The following is a 16,642-nucleotide window of genomic DNA, read 5'->3' as shown; positions in this document are numbered from 1 at the left end:
AAATATGGCATTGGGCGGCTTTACCCCGAAGCAGCGGCTGGCCATGGCCGCTTAGTTTCTACTTCTGCCGACTGTGGAAAACGGGGGCATTACCGACGCACCGCAACCCAAACGTACTGCAGCATCGAGAGAAACAGCATGAGACCTCCCCCGTTCGTTTCTATGACGAACGTAGGCATGAGCCGACCACGATCCTCCCAGGAGACCACGAACGCGAGCGCACGCAGCCACATGGCCGTGTCGGTACAACAATCGAATTGTGGGAATGGGCTTATACGGAGAACCCGCACAAGTGCCACTACCCGCCGTGCAATGCGGCTAGGCAGTGGATGAGCACCAAGCGAAGCTCAGCGCCGAGACTGTCTAGCCGTTCAGAGTGCGATCGAAGATCGACTAGAACAACTGTCCATGGAAACTATTCCGTAGTTGTGACGGCGCGCAGCATAACAACTCCCGTGACATTGGACAAGCACTTTTCTGTACGTATCTAGCGTGCAACTTTCTGCTGTGAATAGCAGGCGCAACAGCCGACAAGCGGGGCGAGATGGCCGAGAATCTCAGCTCAGTAGCGGGGTAATAACTCGCTCCAGTCGCTCCTTCGTCCACGCGGGCTCGCGCGAATCCCAGCCGTTGTCGGCCAGCAGTCCATTGCGGTCGATGGTGAAGTTCACGGGGATGCGCCAGATGCGGCCGTAGCCGCCCGCGTATGCGCTACCGAGCAACCCCACCGGGAAGCTCCATCCCTCCGCCATCTTGCGCACCTCCGGCAGTGAAGCTGGCTCATCCAGGCTGAAGCCAAGCACACGCAAGCCTTGATGCGCATGCTTGGCCGCATAGTCGGAGAGGATCGGCAGTTCTTGGTGGCACGGCCCACACCAGGTTGCCCAGAAAGTCAGGATCACGACATGGCCCCGCAGGTCTCCCGTGGAGACGGTGCGCCCATCCAGCGTATGCAGCGCCAGCACAGGCGCGGGCCGCCCAACCTCCAGGCTGGCTGCCTGAGCTTCGCGAGGCCTGCCCCCCAGAGTGGTGCCCAGCGCCAGCGTGCCCGCCGCGCCCAGCCAGTCTCGACGAGACCACGGCCGAGCCGCATGCAGTTGACGATCAGAACGCATAGCTTGCCCCCACCGTGCCCGACCAGCGCGGGAAGAGCTGGTAGCCCTGCAGGTTGCTATACAGCGCCTTCTGCAGAAACGCGTAGAGCTGCACATTGTGCGCCACGCTAACCGTCACACCCGGCGAGAGGTAGACCACGGTGCCTGCCGTGTTTGTGGTGTCGGCCAGCGCGCCCTTATCAGCGTTTTTGCGTGTCACGTTGATCTGCAACTGCGGCACCACATGCGGATTGGCCTCATAGCGCAGGCCAAGGCTCACATTGGCTGTGTTGCCCGGCCGGAAATCAGCGCCAGTATCACGCAATCTCTGAGAGATGGTCGCCTGGAATTGCCCGTTGATGAAAGCGTCGAAATCCTGGCTGACCGGCTGGTAGTAATAAGCACCCAGGATCAGGTCGGTGCTGCCGGTACCCGGCTGCAGGCTCGTATCCAGTGCTTGGCCACCTGCCGCATTGGGGCCGCTGTTGAAGAACACCGGGTTGCGCCCGACCGTCTCGCCCGTCAACACATTCTGCCCCCCATAACGGCCCGTCGGAAGCTTCACGCCCAGTTGCACGCCCAGGTTGTGCGTGGGCAGAAAGCCTTGGTAACTGGCGATCAGCTTGACGTCGCCCAGGCCGCTGGCGCTGGCACCGCTGATGTTGTCGGGAGTGAGCTGGTCCGATGTAGCTGCGCCGTAGGTAGTGTGGCTACGGTCGATATACGGCACGATTGCGCTGAAGTTCCAACTGCTATTCGGGCTGTAGTGGATGCCGAGGTTGATGTAGCGGTTGATGGTCTGGCGTTCGACCTCCTGGTTGCCGCCGGCATCATTGATGGCGGCAGCCTGCGCCGGCGTGACCGAATGGGTGCCGCTGCGCAACTGGTTCTGCGGAAGGTAGGTGTAGTCAAGGCTGATGCGCCAGCCCGGGATGGCCGAATAGCCCATCGCGGCATCCGTGCTGAGCGAGCAGCCGCAGGTCGCACAGGCATGTGCCATGGCGGGGGCCAGCAGGCCGCTGGCGCAGGCGAGCAGTGCCGCCCGCCGGAAGGTGTTGGACGACGTGGTCATAGGGGATTCCTCGATCTGCGATGCGCAAGCAGGCGCCCAAGCGTGAAACTGGGCGCAACTTGCGTGTTTTGTCGTGAAACGGCAGCTCAGGTCAGCATGGCGAGAAGACGCCACGCGACCGCTGCCGGAATCGGCATGTCAGATGAAGAAGGGGGAGTCGCGTGGCCGGCCGGCATGGCGCGCCTCGCGAAAGGCGACGCGCTCCGGCGGCGCCATCCGGGCACGTGCATGGACGGGGGCAGGCAACGTAACCGGGGCATCCGCCGTGGGCGCTAGGACGTGCTGCGCCAGCAGGTCGCAATAGCCGCATGCGGCGTGATGGTCAGCCGGCGCATCATGCCCATCCGCATGTCCGTCCACATTCACGGCAAGCATCGCACTGGTTGCTGAGGCAACCGCAGGCTTTGCCTCGCACAGCGGCAGGCTCAGTGCCAGCTCCACCCGATGTGTGTGGGAGGCAAGTGCCTGGCTGACCACTGGCGCGAAAAGCACGAGCGCCATCGCCACCAGCCCGAACCAGGCGGTCAACGTCTTGCGGGCTCGGGCGAAATGCATGGTGAGTGTGGCGGGGTCAGTGGGCGCGGATGCGCCGTATTAGAGCGCAAAACGGCGCCCACATCCAGCAGCGCCGACCCTGAGCCCGGGGGCTAGACATTCCAGACCACACCAGCTCGCACGGTGCGCGGCTCCGCCGGGTGGACGTGGTGATAGCTAATGCCCGTGGCCACTCCGTTGGCATCCAGTGGGGATGTCTCTCCTTTGAGCAGGGACGCGTAGTAGTAGTCGATGTCATTCACCCTTTTGTTGAGGGCGTTCAGCACCTCGACGAACACGCGCACGTTCTTCTGCACTCGGTAGCCCAGCTTCAGGTTGACCAGGAACGACGAAGCAGATCGCACACTGTTGTCTTCAATCAACGGGCGGGGGCCGAAGTAGCGCAGCCGGGCGCCGAGCGTCCAGCGGTCGCGTGTCCATGACACGCCGGCCGATGCGGTGGTCTGAATGGCTTCAGGGATGTAGTCGCCTACCGGGTTGCTGTCCCGAAAGCGCGCACGAGAGAACGCCGCATCCGCGTCAAGAATCAGCTCCGGCAGCGGTGTGTAGTACGCCGCGAGTTCCACGCCTGTGCGGCGGCTCGGGCGGCTGGGCTCGGTGGTGCCGGTGTCGCCTGAGAAGACCAGTTCAGAGCCAATGTCTAGCCGCCACAACGATGCGGACAGCTGCAGGTTGGGCGCAAGCGCGCGCGTACGCACACCGACCTCGTAGCCGGCGGCGGGCACCAGCACCGACACCTTCTGCACTGGGTCTCCGCTCACGGGGTCGACAGTGGTGGTCGCGCCGCGCACATCGTTGCTGTGGTAACCCCGACCCCAGTTCATGAACACATCGGTGCGCGCCGTGGGCGACAGCACCACACTCAGCTTGGGACTGACGATGTGGTCTGACCCGCTGCCCGAATTGAGCGGGTTGCTGCTGACCACGTTGTACCAAAACTGATCTGCCCGCACGCCTGCAATGGTGCGCAACCACGGCAGCCACTGCGTGCTGTTGCGCAGGTAGAGCGCGGTGCTGGTTTCGTTCACGGTATCGCTGCGCACCTGCGCGTAGGACTGGCGTGCCTCGGTGTTGCTGAGGCTGATCGGGTCGAGCCGGTCAAAGCGCGTTTGCGAGCCGAATTCGGTTTCGCTCTCGCGCCCGGCCAATGTCCCCAGCCACGTGCGCGATGCATTCACACCCGTGGTGACACGGTTCTCGAACTGCTCGAACTGGTCGCCCTGCGCGGGGTTGTTGAGCGCATAGGTGAAGTTGGAGAACAACTGCAACCGGCTCTTGATGACGTAGGCATTGGCTTTGAACTGCCCGTCGGCTAGCGGGCGTAACCAGTCCACTGACAGGCTGTAGCGCGAGCTGGCCCCGCCGTCGGTTGGGTCGATGGCGCCAAAGCGCGAGATGAGCCCTTCGTTAATGGCGCGTAGCGGCACCTGGTCGGTTGACTGCCACGCGTTCTTGTATGCCATGCCTGTGATGCTTACGCGTTCGCCGCCGCCAAGCGGTACGGTGTAGCGGAGCACGCCATTGAGTTTGTGCACGCCCTCGGCCGACAGCAGACATACTCGCCGCAATCAGTATTCGATCACCATTTCCAACACAATCAACTTCGCTATTTTTTCTACCCTACTTCGCTATTTTCCGTCCAATAGGGCATGTTTTTCTAACCTCCTTCGCTATGTCGACAGACGTGTTGGCGTAGCGGAGGAAATTGGAAAATAGCGAAGTAGGCTAGAAAATATCGAAGTTGCTCTGCAGTGTTGAATCGCCTAGAACCCTACCGTCGGCCCGTCCACCGGCAATTCCTGGACCGAATGAATTCCGCGCCGCAAAAGTTGGGCGTTTCGTGAGTCGGGAGCGCAACCTTTTTGGACCCCATACGCACCCGGCGGCAGAACGCCGACAGCGGTATGCTGTATGCGGATAGGAAGGAGCAAGCTATGCCGGCAGACAAACTCGGGCGTTACATGAGGAGCGACTTGTTCCTCTCCCGCGTCAATGCAGCGGTGCGGGATGCTGTCCGTGATCTTGAAGAGCATGGCATCACGCCCACCTACATCCAGCGCCCGCAAAGCGATGAGTCGAAAGTCCAGCCTGACTCTAACGTCGCGCGGGAGCCTGGAAGCGAGTGAGCTGGGCGTCATGAATCCCGCCAGTCACTCAGCAGTCCTCAAGAAAACAAGAATGAGCGCTGCGATGGCAAGCGCAGAACATGATCGCCCTTCAGGCTGACGCGCGCCCGAGAGGGGGCACCGGATTCATCGACCACGACGATCTCACCGCCTTGGTGAAGCTCTAGCAGACTGGCCTCCACCATTTCGCGAGTAGCAGGCGTTGTGTTGATCAGCTTCAGGAAGAACTGCTCGAAGGTCATCCCCTCCGCGCCATCGAACAACATCTCGGGGATCTGCTCGAGCATGGTTTCTTTGCTCACGGCTGCCGCCACCTCGCTGAAATCAAATCCTGCCTGCAGCTTGTGCTCATCGTCGATCTTGCTGATGTAGCCCGTGCTGAACATGTGGAAACCAGCGTCCCCATAGTGCGAGAAATGATTGTGGTGCTGCCAGTGAGTGGAAGCCATCACATCCCGCGCTTTCCAGTGCTGCGAGAGATGCAGCAACCAGAAATCCCCGTGCCCGCGTTCAGGGCGAATAAAGAACGGCGTGTAAAACCGCGCCGAGCATTGATCGGTGAGACTCTGGTAGAGCGAGGACTGAAGATGTACGCGCCAGCGTGGCGACTGCTTGATCTCGTCGAGCTCCGACGCCCGCACCGATGTACTAACGCCTGTGGCTTTTTGGAAGGCCGCAAGGTTGCGCTCATTCAAGTACTTGATCAGCGCATCAATATAGAAGGTCAGGATCACCTCGGCGTGCTTGAGCTTGGCAAAAATATCGCGCAAACAATGCATCGGCACGTCGGAATAGCCATACTGATCGAGAACAAAAAGTGCTCGCCCAGAACGGCGGCTTCGATCATGGCACCGTTGAATGGCCGCGCCGCAATGGTCGACAAATTCGCCTTCGACCAAGCACACCTTACCGTTGGCGAGTGTGGCCCCGTACCCGCGCTCTTCCAGCAGGCGCCCAAGATAGTGCAAAGAGCTCTTTTTGGCGTCAACACAGATGAGTTCGACGTCGATCAGGATGGGCTTGCGACGCTCCTGCCGAACATTCAGGAGCGTTTCGGCCTCGCGTATGGCCTCAAGAATAACGAGAGGCGAGCCCGGGACTTCCTTGCCATCCTCGTTGAGATAGAGCCCCCCACCACAGAAGCCATCAACGATGGTCAGTTGGATCTTGTCCTGGTGCGGCAGCGGCACCAGCGTCAGGAAATAGTCGACCAAATAGTTGCGCAGGAGCGCATGCTTTACCTCGCTATGGCGCTTAAGCAGCGGTGGCGGACTTCCCCAGACCCATGTGTAGTGTGGCATTGAGTGGCAGCGCTGTTGTGGCCCCTGCTTATCAATGTGCTCCTGCAGCCTCCCAAAATCAAGGGCGCCTCGACGCCTCTCAGGTAGAAGTCACGCGCTCAACGACAGTGACCGGCATTTCGTCCCAGGTGCGGCCATTTAATTCGCGACCGTTAGCAGCCTTCGCCCGCTTTTTGCCGTCTGCCCCCCAACCGCCCCACTGCTTGAAGAAAAAGGCGACGCCCTGCTCCTGGCATTGCTCTCGAACAGCCTCTGCCCATTCCATCTTCATTGGACGTGCCTTCGGGCCAGACTCGCCCCCCACGATCACCCAGTGAATGTCCGTCAGGTCGAGTTCGCCAACATCAGCCAGTAGCGGTTCAACCGATAGGAACCGGATGGTCGCGGGCACTTGGCGTAGGTGGTCGATACGTGGAACACCGTATTTCCGGTCCTCGACAGAGACCCCAAGCCACGCATTCGTCGGCACGGAGCGCTTCCGGAAATAACGCGCCATCCGAGCGGCTCGTTTGGTAAGAATTTGATATGTATGGTGTGGTGTTTGCGCGATGACTTCGAACACTTTGTCGATATACGTGTCCGGCACCCGCTCATGGAACAGATCCGACATGGAGTTCACAAAATAGACCGTCGGCTTCTTGCGTTTGATCGGGTCGTTGAAGCGCTCAGGTAAGAGAGTGAGCGCAAAGCCGTTCTCATAACCTGGCGTCCCCATAGCTTTCAGCCGCTTGGCCATGGCCTCCGCATAGCAATGCTTGCACCCGGGCGAGATCTTGGTGCACCCGACTGTCGGGTTCCACGTTTGCTCAGTCCACTCAATCTTGCTGATGGTTGTCATCGAGATATTCCCTGTTTTTTTTATCTTAGTCCCACCGGCCGACTGCGGCCTATAGCTTCGGACAATGCCCCTGACGACGCCGATGATGTTCAGGGTTTTCTCGGGAGTCACCGTCCTGCCGTCCATGCCGTGCGATACGAGGCGCGGTTGGCCTCGATCACTCCTGAATTCCTTGATGGTCTGGCTACCGTCGATTTCGGCCACCACGATGTCGCCGGTCAATGCCTGCGAACTCGTCTCAACCACGGCGACGTCGCCACTCAGAATTCCTGCGTTCAGCATTGAATCGCCGCGCACCTTCACCAGCACGGTCTTCGAAGGCTTCGCCATCAACAGTTGATCGAGAGCCTGGGCTTGCACAAAGCCCGTAGCGTTGCCATCCGCGCCAAAGCCTGCTCGCACTTCATCGTCGCTCAACTCCAGCGTGAAAAAGGCAGGGCCTGGCGCCAAGCGCCCACCCACAGACTTAGTCAGATGGCCGGAAGCAATCAGCCGCTGCGTCAGTTTGAAAGCCGCGTTCTTCGCCTTGAAACCAAGCGCTTTGGCGATCTGGCTGTACGAAGGCACGCAACCCATCTGCGCATACGTGTCGCGAAGTCGGCGCAAATGCGCCTGGTCATTGTTGGTTCGAGCCATCGCTTTATTTTGGTGGACAATCGTCCACTAATCAAGAAAAATAATTGGACGCGGCGGTGGCCGCGCCTATCAGATCAACGAAGCAGATATAGACACCCGATCAGGAATCGAACAGGTTGAGGTTGGGACTGCGAGCAATGTCATCCCAAATGCGGTCTGGCAACTCGTGCCGGGACAGGAACACCATTCGATAGATGATCCGCCCCTTACCATCGGTAATCTTTGGCATCTGAACACTGACCTTGAAACCCAGGTCCCGCACCGCATCACACCATGCATTGAAGAACCACACAGGCAAGCTGGCCTTGGACAACCCATCGGTAGGCACCCTGGACCTCCAACCAGGCAGAGCATGGTCGAACCGATCCCGCTGAGGATCCAACTCCATATCAATATTGCGCGTTAGATCCATCAGACTGAAGTGGATGGCGAAATCCACGTGCTGCAGTTTGGATAGGCGCTCTATGATTGAGAACGACAAGTACTCCAGGTTGTAGGGGTCGATGTAGGCCAAGGCAAGCGCTCCAAACGGAACTGCCTTGATCATGGCATCGACTGTTTCAGCTGCCGGCCCAACGAAGCCCTGAACACTGGCGCCGGCGGCACCAAGGCGCAACTGATTTGCTCGCACTCGTTCCGCCTCGATATCGCCGATCAGGACACGTGTGAAGGGCGCGCCGGAGGCGGCGGATTGACGGTACGCCACTACCGAGCCGCCACTGCGGGTAGTCGCCTCGCTTGGCATGCGGTCGCAATGATTGGTGCCTCCTGTGCACGAGCTGCGCAGGAGCGCCAGGAGATTTATCCACAGACACTATTTCCATTCGAAGGGACGACAACACTTCGGGCCTCAGGGGAGTGGCTGTCGCGAGGTAATGACCCAAAGGGCACGTTCCTGGTCTATCAACTTCTGAGTTGCTCGCACCCGTTCCCCTTCAAGTCATTGCGATTCCGCGTGACGGGCACGAAGAAAGCGCACGGCTCCAGCGTGGCTCCCGGTACCGCGCCACAGGAGGCGCCCCCTTCAGCCCGGAGAGCTAAGGAGTCTTCCCACATCAGCCTGGAGGAGCACGACCCCTCGTCACAGCTCGCTCCGGTCACGATGCCCATGCGCGGCAATCGACGGTTCGTCGACTTGGAGAACAAATGGGTCTTCGCAGACCGCACTATCACCGGGCAAAGGCCTTGTGCAAGCGCCTCGCGCGGTGAACCAATCAGCGAGCACGCGATCGGCGAGCCAGGCTCCACGAAACGCATCCGAGAAGCGCAGATCGTCGAAGGCGACGACGAAGTCCCCGACCCACCGGCGTTCTTGGATCACGCAGTCAAAGCACTATCCTCGCTGAATGACGCTTCCGTGCGAGTGCTGACGGCGAGCCGTGACGACGGGTGGTCCGTTCCAATGCCACTGATCGCGGACGAGGATGGAGTGTTGAACGAGCACCTGTTGGTTCCGGAAGACGGGCACCGGCTCAAGCGTGTAGCCGCCTTCGCGGTTTCCTCGAAGGAAGCCTCCACGTTGCTCATGGTTCACGAAGCCAGTCCACCCATATCGTTTGCCGTTCCGTTGGAGAACAAGGATGACGAAGCGATACAGCGCGCGATCCAGGCAGCGACGGAAGCGTTTATCTCGGTCCAGGACCGTACCGAGGATCAGGTGATGGCCTTGGAGCACACACAGATCAGTGCTCCCGATGAATTGCGCTCGTGGATCTCAATGCAGCTGCGCCACGCGGCCATCACGTATCTGCGATGAGCTGCCCCTCACCAGCGAATCGCGACGTGCCTGGACGGTTGCTTCGCGCCCGTACTGCGCCAAGATATCTTTGATGAACGGATGGTGCAGCGGCGCGATGGGCTTGACTAGACGCTCATGCGCTTCGGGATCATGTCGAAGAAGCCAGAGCGACCACAACAGCACGGCGTGCCGGGTCAGCACAGATTGCAATTCCAGTGCCGGCTTTCTGGCCTGCTCAATTTCCAAGTCGGAGAAGCCGAAGCGGCAAGCTAAGCAATTGCAGAGACGAGGCGTAGCCTTGGTCAATTGATCCGCGGTCAAAGGGTCCTTTGGACGCAGAGCGTGGATAGCGCACTTGTCGTCGTAGAACATCTTCTGAAGATTACGTGCATGCACGCCGTCGCCGGTCGAATCAATGACCGAGGTTGAGGAAACGTACAGCATCGCGTGCGAGATATCGCTTTTTGTCCCGGCCCGAATCGACCAGCTTTCAGCGGCAAGGCTGGTCGTTAAAAGAATGTCGCCCGGCTGGAGTTGCATGTAATCAATCTTTTTCACGGGATCTCGCTCGGATTGAAATCATGGTGTCTAGATTGCGCAGCGCCGTTTGGCGGAAGGTCGCCGCATACATGGCGCTTCCGTCGTCTCCGGACAAAAAGTCCCGCCCATTCCGCGAACGCGTGCGTGACTGCGGCGTCAGAATCAACAAAAGCGACCTTTAGCGCCCTCTGGCTTGTCAAAGAAGACTGATAGAGCTACGTACATGGGTAAAGCGTTCGGTGTTTCGCGGCTATAACCAGTATGCTTCAGCCTAGGTCGACGCACGCCGTTGCGTCGACTTCACCGGCCTACTCGATGGTTTTTTCTGGCCCAGTAACAAGCACACATGGCGGCTCGGACTGCTCGACTGAGAACACGCAGTCTTGCATCGGAACCACAGCAAGCCGCAACGACTTCCCCGCCTTCACGTCGGCTGTCGGAACATCGACTTGCAGCTTGACCTGCGAGTAATGAAGGCAAACTGGACTCAAGGAAACATACGAGCCCATCAAGTTAAACGGCTCGGGGAATTCGCGACCAATCTTGATTGCCAGGGGCTGCGCGGAATCAAGTGATGTGCGCAATGCCGTCGCCTCCGTGTAATTTTGCGGCGTGACATCGCAATGACCTGGACTCAGCCTCTGCCCGGGCAGCATCGGACGAGCACATAAGAGCGACCACAGCTCGAAAACTTGCTTGACGGCGGTTGTCGGGATCGGTGTATCGCTAAACGGCACATCGAGCTTCCACAAGGCGAGCAGCTCGCGCATGCACTTGATGTACCTCAGAAACAAGCGCATTTCGTTGAGAGCCTCTGGCGCAATGCCCCCCGAGCTGCTGGCGGTCAGTAGTTCGGCGCCTTCCACCTCTAGCGTCAGATTGATATGCCAGCCTTCGCGCAGCGCATCGAAATATCGGTATAGCTTGTCAAAGTAAGGCAGTTCGCGAACGCTCCGGCCTCGCCAGCTATCGCAGCAAAGATCGAAGTGAATCTTCTGGTCCCGTGGCTCACGCACGCGTGCATGCTCACACTGGTAGCGCATGTGGTACAGCCCATCAAATGCATGGCCTTCAAATGTAAACGACTGGCTTCCTGCAACGATCTCCCCCACAAAGTCGTCCATCACAAAAACAGTCCCCGTTACTGGGTCGCGCAGCAGGACTTTTTGAACCGCCTTTCGCCGCAACTGCGTGTCGAACATGATGGTGCCCGAACCCTGTGGAACAATGTCCAGCAGCGCCGAACCTGCCAGGCTTACGGTCGATGCATCCATTTCAACACGCACACCGTGTTCGACCAGCGCCTGCATCTTGGTCGCGAATTCGGTCTGGTGAGCATGTGCCACCGTCGCGGAGAACTGCACGGGTTCCTTCGCTCGAAAGACGATTTGCGTTGTACCTTCCGCCGTGCTCACCTCAACCGCAAATCGTGGATCCACTTTCCCAAGCTCCTGCTCAGCCTGCCTCGCCATCTCTGCGACCGCGGTTGCGACGGAACGCCCCAGCGGAGCCTTGAAGAGTGCTGAGCGCATGAGCGCCATTTCCGATGCTGCTATCGGGGTCTGCCCACGCTCACGATCCGCTGCCTCTTCAGCCTGGCGCTTCCATCCCTTCAGCATCGCTACGCTATAGCGCTCAGCATCCCGGTCGATCATCGTTGCGCAGTTTTGGCAAAGCCAGATTCCGTTGTCGATGTCGCTACGTTGCTCAGCCGTCATAGACGAATCGTAGCGTGCGGCTCCGGGACCGGGCGCGGCTGCGGTGATGTGCGCGGCCTGACCGATATTGTTAACTTTGCGTTTATCCGTCGTCGGGCCAGTCGTGGGCTTCCGGCACGTTGGGTTCGAACAATGTGTGCCTGCCCGCAGGCAAAGCGTCATCTTGTCCTTGGCACTGAACTCGTCTCGATTATTTCGGGCCATATACCCTTTATTCCTCTTCGGCGGATCAGTCGGCTTTTACCGGGTTCTTCGGCTTCCCGGCGACCGCATAGTCAGCGTTGCCGATGACAAGAGCCGTCAGTCGCCGACTCATGATTGCATCACCCCACCGTTGTTTTCTACAGCCGCCTGGACCAGCTCGCGCACGCCGCGCATGAACTCCAGCGCCGGAGCAGAGTTCACCGTTCCCGGCACAGGCGCGGCCAGCTCATAGATTCCGCGGATGTCCCGTGCCCGCCGGTCAGCAGAGCCTTTGCCCTTGTGGTCCATTCCGCGGCGCCAATCAGCCAGATGTTCGTCGATCAGGCGTTGCAGCGCCAATTGATGCAGGTGACTAAACACAACCTGACGGATCGGCGCAATTGCCTGCTGAGCTTCGTCAGCATCCACGGGCGACCGTGACCAACCAATCGGGTTATCAAGGAAGTTCGCAACCTCTTCCGTAATACGGCCGACAAGGTCGGCGACAGGTCGCAACGAATCGTACTCAACGCCCGTTTCGTTGGAAATCTTCCGGTTGAGCGCCTTGATGCGGGTCCAGTGCTCGGCTGGGAGCGTGGCACCGATCGACAGGCCCAATCGCGCCGCCCATGCCTTCTGAAAACTGCTGGCACCCCGTTGCACCGCAAAGCCAAGTCCGGAGGCGTCGTATTGCGGCTTCGCGTCCGGTACCGGCGGCGGCTCGACAGACTTCTCCGCAAATGAGACCAGCTTATTTAGCTGAGCGCGCACGCCGGGTGGCAACTTCATGCTCGTCCCATCGAGCGCACCGAGCATGAAACTCTGATCGTCGATCGACCGTTCCATTGCCGCCACTATCGGAGCGTTGAGCACTTCTTTCAGCTTTGACAAGTAGTTGTGCACTGAGGCCAGCACGTGTGCACGCTTGTCGGCGAAAGTCGGCAGGTTTAGGCCCTTGACGTGGTCGAAGTGTGTGAAGGCGAGCAAAAGCTTGTTGTAGTTTCCACTCGACGCGACTGCGCGTAAGACGGACTGGGCCGCTGCCTGCACCGGCTGTTCGGCGTTGTCCACGAGCAGGATGACATCCACCTCAGAAAAGCGCCGTGTGATGTGCGTCGTCACGCTGGTCGAAGAGTCCGGCGTATGCCCGAGGCCCTGCCCATCGAGCAGGACCAGCTTTGCCTGATGATCAGTGAAGGTCGGAAATAGGGGGCCGATAACGCGAATACCGTCAACCAGCGGCGTCAGCAGCTTACCGAATGAGGGTGCGAAGTTACTCGAGAACCAGCGCACTTGCTTCAGGAAATCGGCCCGGTCATCGGTACTGTAGGTCCACATCAGCGGCCATTTCGAGCTGGCGCTGCGATAGCTCAGCTCGCCGCTCTTCAGCGCTTCGAAACGTTGCAGCGCGTCCTCGATTACGTCATGGACGATCTCATGGAACTGCTCGTCAGCGAATAGTTCCTCCTGGAAGATTTCCAGCGCAGCCTCGCGGTCCTGGGCGCTCGCCAAGTGGGGATCGGGAAGCAATTCGTTGCTGATGGCCTCCGCTTTCGATGCGGCGAGTTCAGTGATGCGGCCAACATAGTCCACCAGCCGTACTTGCAGCTCTTCGGCGTCGGCGCCGGAGACCGCTTCGTCGCTACTCGCCGCCGCTGTGGCAGCCTGGTCAGGCTCGCCGAAATCCCATTCATCAACCATAGACTCCGCAGGCAAGTCCTTGCGCCATGAACCGAGCAGGTAACTCAGGCGAAAGCGCTGATCAGGATGATGGAGGAAGCGATCCGCGACCTTGTCTTCGGGCAATTTGTCCCAGACCGCTGCGCAGGCATTGAGAACACAATCTTCCACGTTGGCTTGGATGACCGTCTCGGAAAAGAAGGTCACCGCTGCCCGGAACGTGCCTTCCGCCGGAATTACTTCGATATCGGATACCGTGGTCTTGGCGGTCGAGGTAGAAGGGAATCGGTCCAGTTCGGGGTCCGAGCCAATCAAATGCCTCAGTAGCGAGGTTTTTCCGGCGCCAGTTGTGCCGACAAACAGCGTCCTGGCGTAGCCTTCAGCCTTCCCGGGCATGGGAATGACACCGTTGCGTGTCTCGAAGGAGTCGGCGATGCCGGCCTGAATGCTGTCGTAGAAGGCATCGACGATCCGCGAGTCGAAGGCTTGGAGCGCCTCCTGGTACTTCGCCACCGTCCACCAAGCTTTGTCCTGTAACAGCTGGTTCATTTGAGCGACGAGAGCTTCAGCCTTTGCCTTTTCATCAGTGCCAAGGCCACGGCGCATCTTCAGGCCGGGCTTCCCCTTGGAATCGAGCCGGCAGGGATGGCGAAAGCTCACGCTGAAGCCTGGGCGGCCAGGGGTCGTGGAGAGGGAAGCCGTGTAGGCCATGGGATGCACTCCTTGTTGTTCCGCGATGTACCAGGCAGTACTCTAGGCTCATTTTTCGGAGCCGTCAAATCAAACCGGTACAACATGGAACAACGCACCCGTGGGAGCACGCTGCGGCGGTGAGCCCGCGTGAAAGCGCAAAGACAACCCGCGAAGCTGCATCAGGCGACGAGCAGAAATGGATCGCCCAGTGGACGCCAGCGCCCCCCCCCCCTCAAGGCGAGTCGCCGTCCCACATCATGAAGAAATCCCTATCAGGTCTAACGGCGCCCATCTTCATTTACATGAGTCGGCGCAGAGACTTCTTTGCACAGTCGGAAGCACTGTCGTGTTTCCACCTACTTCGCTATTTTTTCTAGCTTACTTCGCTATCTTCGAGCCTAGAGAGGCATTTTTTTCTAATTTTCTTCGCTATGCCGACATGACGGTCAACGCACCAATCAGGAGATCAGTGAACGAGCGGTGTGGGCGGCAACAGCTTGATGCCGGGCAGGTTGCATTGCGCGACCGCCATGGCCACCGCTTCGATCGCGGCGATGCGGGTGAAACTCTTGCGCCAGGCCAGCACAACGCGGCGGTCGGGCACCGGCTCCTGAAAGGGCACGTAGGTCAGCAGATCGGTGGCGGCAGGCTGCATGTTCGGCACCGAAGTACGCGGCAGGACGGTAATGCCCACGCCGCTGGCGACCATATGGCGAATCGTTTCCAGCGACGAACCCTCGAAGGTTTTCTGGATGCCGTCCGCATTCTGCGAGAAACGCGACAGCTCCGGGCACACGCCCAGCACGTGGTCGCGGAAGCAATGGCCGTTGCCGAGCAGCAGCATGGTTTGCTGCTTGAGCGCCGCTGGGTCCACCGACGACGCCTTCGCCAGTTCGTGGCCGCGCGGCACCGCCACGACAAAGGGCTCGTCGTACAGCGGCACCGTCATCAGGCCGGCTTCCGGAAACGGCTCGGCCATGATGGCGCAGTCGATCTCGCCCTGCTTGAGCAGCTCCACCAGCCGCACGGTGAAGTTCTCCTGCAGCATCAGCGGCATCTGCGGGACGGTGTCGATCATCTGCTTGACCAGCGCGGGCAGCAGATACGGGCCGATCGTATAAATCACCCCGAGCCGCAGCGGCCCGGCCAGGGGGTCCATCCCCTGCTTGGCGATCTCGCGGATCGCCATCGTCTGTTCAAGCACACGCTGCGCCTGCGTGACGATCTGCTCGCCGACAGGCGTGACGCTCACTTCCGACGCGCCGCGCTCGAAGATCTGCACGGCCAGCTCGTCTTCCAGCTTCTTGATGGCGACCGACAGCGTCGGCTGCGAGACGAAGCAGGCCTCGGCGGCACGCCCAAAGTGGCGTTCCCGCGCAACGGCGACGATGTATTTGAGTTCGGTGAGCGTCATGGCGATCAATCGGCTTGGAGATGTCGATAGATTTTACCAAGGGACGTGCGATGTTGCTTGGGGTTCGAATGGCGGTCCGGCATTGACAACGCTGCCATCCGCCCCATCTTCCGTGAATGCGTTTCACCGAAATACAAAACAGTAAGGAGCCGCCCCAGCATGCGTGACGAACCTAACGGAAGTCGATCCCTGCCCCGCGGCAGACGCCGCTTCCTGATGACGACGGTCGGGCTCATGGCAGCGCTGCATGTCTACATTGGATGGCGGCTGCTGCCGGATCTGGGCTGGAATGGCGCCGGCTGGGCTGCGGGCATCATCTTCCTACTCATATCGACGGTGATGATTCCCACTGGGATGGCGGCGCGCTTCGTGATCCGCCCCATCTCGCTGGCGGATCGCGTGTCTTGGTTCGGTGCGTTGCTGATGGGCCTGTTCTCTTCGCTGTTCGTGCTGACGCTGCTGCGCGACATCGCGCTGATCGTGCTGCCACAGGCTTATCGGCATGACTCGGCCCTGCTCGTCGTCGCGCTCACCTTGCTGGTGACGTTGATCGGCTATGTCAACGCGCGTCGCATCCCCCGCGTCGCGCGGGTAACGGTGCCCATCGCGGGCCTGCCGGCGCCGCTGCACGGCTTCACCATCGCGCAAATCACCGATCTGCATGTCGGCCCCACCATCAAGCGTGCGTATGTGGCGGGCGTGGTCGACCGGCTCAATGCACTGCAACCCGATGTCATCGCCGTGACGGGCGATCTGGTGGACGGCGAGGTCGAAGTGCTGCGACCACATATCGCGCCGCTGGCCGGCATGTCGGCTCGGCACGGCGTTTTTGCGGTAACGGGTAATCATGAGTACTACTCGGGCGTCGGCCCGTGGGTATCCGAGTTCGAGCGGCTCGGCATGCGGGTGCTGATGAACGAGCATGCGGTGCTCGAACATGACGGCGCGCCACTGGTGATCGGGTAATACCCCCTGAAATCCACCGCTGGGAGAAGTAGAATTTTCTCGTTAAGAGGGAGTTCTGCAGATGAAGAAGTCGAGATTCACAGATAGC

The 16,642-nt window shown here is 59.8% G+C and carries 13 protein-coding genes and 1 pseudogene; 3 read left to right on the top strand and 11 right to left on the bottom strand.

Annotated elements, in window-relative coordinates; all coding sequences use genetic code 11:
- Nucleotides 1-557: 557 nt before the first annotated feature.
- From ACUXH0_RS26210 to ACUXH0_RS26195, 4 genes and pseudogenes are all read right to left on the bottom strand, one after another.
- A complete protein-coding gene (locus ACUXH0_RS26210) occupies nt 558-1,115 on the bottom strand; it encodes a TlpA disulfide reductase family protein (RefSeq protein ID WP_182594988.1) in 558 nt (185 codons plus the stop codon).
- A complete protein-coding gene (locus ACUXH0_RS26205) occupies nt 1,105-2,166 on the bottom strand; it encodes a transporter family protein (RefSeq protein ID WP_182594989.1) in 1,062 nt (353 codons plus the stop codon). Before ACUXH0_RS26205 ends, ACUXH0_RS26210 begins: the two co-directional genes overlap by 11 nt.
- Nucleotides 2,167-2,304: 138 nt before the next feature.
- Complete coding sequence (locus ACUXH0_RS26200; RefSeq protein ID WP_182594990.1) at nt 2,305-2,721, bottom strand: DUF2946 domain-containing protein; 417 nt, start codon at nt 2,719-2,721, stop codon at nt 2,305-2,307.
- A 92-nt stretch (nt 2,722-2,813) separates the two neighbouring features.
- Nucleotides 2,814-4,262 (bottom strand): annotated as a pseudogene (locus ACUXH0_RS26195) (TonB-dependent receptor); the annotation flags it as partial.
- A 393-nt stretch (nt 4,263-4,655) separates the two neighbouring features.
- Here ACUXH0_RS26195 and ACUXH0_RS26190 point away from each other — a divergent pair.
- Nucleotides 4,656-4,847, top strand: coding sequence for a hypothetical protein (locus ACUXH0_RS26190; RefSeq protein WP_182594991.1), 192 nt, complete (start codon nt 4,656-4,658; stop codon nt 4,845-4,847).
- 38 nt (nt 4,848-4,885) lie between these two features.
- Here ACUXH0_RS26190 and ACUXH0_RS26185 read toward each other — a convergent pair whose 3' ends face one another.
- From ACUXH0_RS26185 to tcmP, 3 genes are all read right to left on the bottom strand, one after another.
- Nucleotides 4,886-6,148 carry a three-Cys-motif partner protein TcmP gene (locus tag ACUXH0_RS26185; protein ID WP_045787659.1) on the bottom strand — a complete coding sequence of 421 codons (1,263 nt, stop codon included), beginning with the start codon at nt 6,146-6,148 and terminating at the stop codon, nt 4,886-4,888.
- 79 nt (nt 6,149-6,227) lie between these two features.
- Complete coding sequence (locus ACUXH0_RS26180) at nt 6,228-7,622, bottom strand: DUF5131 family protein (RefSeq protein ID WP_259393790.1); 1,395 nt, start codon at nt 7,620-7,622, stop codon at nt 6,228-6,230.
- A 100-nt stretch (nt 7,623-7,722) separates the two neighbouring features.
- Nucleotides 7,723-8,367 (bottom strand): three-Cys-motif partner protein TcmP, encoded by a 645-nt coding sequence (tcmP, locus tag ACUXH0_RS26175; RefSeq protein WP_259393791.1) that lies wholly within the window; start codon nt 8,365-8,367, stop codon nt 7,723-7,725.
- Between the two features lie 363 nt (nt 8,368-8,730).
- Here tcmP and ACUXH0_RS26170 point away from each other — a divergent pair, with 363 nt between their 5' ends.
- Nucleotides 8,731-9,378, top strand: a complete 648-nt coding sequence (locus tag ACUXH0_RS26170; RefSeq protein ID WP_259393792.1) for a hypothetical protein — start codon at nt 8,731-8,733, stop codon at nt 9,376-9,378.
- On the opposite strand, the gene ACUXH0_RS26165 is transcribed toward ACUXH0_RS26170, so the two are convergent.
- The 4 genes from ACUXH0_RS26165 to ACUXH0_RS26150 all read right to left on the bottom strand — a co-directional run bounded on the left by ACUXH0_RS26165 (nt 9,337) and on the right by ACUXH0_RS26150 (nt 15,588).
- A complete protein-coding gene (locus tag ACUXH0_RS26165) occupies nt 9,337-9,918 on the bottom strand; it encodes a C40 family peptidase (protein WP_259393793.1) in 582 nt (193 codons plus the stop codon). The two genes, ACUXH0_RS26170 and ACUXH0_RS26165, sit on opposite strands and share 42 nt — an antisense overlap.
- A gap of 290 nt (nt 9,919-10,208) precedes the next feature.
- Nucleotides 10,209-11,618, bottom strand: coding sequence for a hypothetical protein (locus ACUXH0_RS26160; protein WP_182594992.1), 1,410 nt, complete (start codon nt 11,616-11,618; stop codon nt 10,209-10,211).
- A gap of 312 nt (nt 11,619-11,930) precedes the next feature.
- Nucleotides 11,931-14,192: a hypothetical protein gene (locus ACUXH0_RS26155; protein WP_182594993.1), complete on the bottom strand. Its 2,262-nt coding sequence runs from the start codon at nt 14,190-14,192 to the stop codon at nt 11,931-11,933.
- A gap of 448 nt (nt 14,193-14,640) precedes the next feature.
- The gene (locus ACUXH0_RS26150; RefSeq protein ID WP_012436379.1) at nt 14,641-15,588 is read right to left on the bottom strand and encodes a LysR substrate-binding domain-containing protein; all 948 of its coding nucleotides are present in this window, start codon (nt 15,586-15,588) and stop codon (nt 14,641-14,643) included.
- 159 nt (nt 15,589-15,747) lie between these two features.
- Between ACUXH0_RS26150 and ACUXH0_RS26145 the strand changes: the two genes are divergently transcribed.
- Nucleotides 15,748-16,554: a metallophosphoesterase gene (locus ACUXH0_RS26145; protein WP_259393794.1), complete on the top strand. Its 807-nt coding sequence runs from the start codon at nt 15,748-15,750 to the stop codon at nt 16,552-16,554.
- Nucleotides 16,555-16,642: the final 88 nt, after the last annotated feature.

Source organism: Ralstonia sp. 110700041-2 (assembly GCF_056280165.1).
The sequence above is the reverse complement of the archived record's forward strand: the minus strand, read 5'-3'. Positions and strand labels throughout refer to the sequence as shown.

Coding starts and splice junctions, on each gene's coding strand:
- ACUXH0_RS26210 (WP_182594988.1), bottom strand. CDS start 1,115: ATGCGTTCTGATCGTCAACTGCATGCGGCTCGGCCGTGGTCTCGTCGA.
- ACUXH0_RS26205 (WP_182594989.1), bottom strand. CDS start 2,166: ATGACCACGTCGTCCAACACCTTCCGGCGGGCGGCACTGCTCGCCTGC.
- ACUXH0_RS26200 (WP_182594990.1), bottom strand. CDS start 2,721: ATGCATTTCGCCCGAGCCCGCAAGACGTTGACCGCCTGGTTCGGGCTG.
- ACUXH0_RS26190 (WP_182594991.1), top strand. CDS start 4,656: ATGCCGGCAGACAAACTCGGGCGTTACATGAGGAGCGACTTGTTCCTC.
- ACUXH0_RS26185 (WP_045787659.1), bottom strand. CDS start 6,148: ATGCCACACTACACATGGGTCTGGGGAAGTCCGCCACCGCTGCTTAAG.
- ACUXH0_RS26180 (WP_259393790.1), bottom strand. CDS start 7,622: ATGGCTCGAACCAACAATGACCAGGCGCATTTGCGCCGACTTCGCGAC.
- tcmP (WP_259393791.1), bottom strand. CDS start 8,367: ATGCCAAGCGAGGCGACTACCCGCAGTGGCGGCTCGGTAGTGGCGTAC.
- ACUXH0_RS26170 (WP_259393792.1), top strand. CDS start 8,731: ATGCGCGGCAATCGACGGTTCGTCGACTTGGAGAACAAATGGGTCTTC.
- ACUXH0_RS26160 (WP_182594992.1), bottom strand. CDS start 11,618: ATGACGGCTGAGCAACGTAGCGACATCGACAACGGAATCTGGCTTTGC.
- ACUXH0_RS26155 (WP_182594993.1), bottom strand. CDS start 14,192: ATGGCCTACACGGCTTCCCTCTCCACGACCCCTGGCCGCCCAGGCTTC.
- ACUXH0_RS26150 (WP_012436379.1), bottom strand. CDS start 15,588: ATGACGCTCACCGAACTCAAATACATCGTCGCCGTTGCGCGGGAACGC.
- ACUXH0_RS26145 (WP_259393794.1), top strand. CDS start 15,748: ATGCGTGACGAACCTAACGGAAGTCGATCCCTGCCCCGCGGCAGACGC.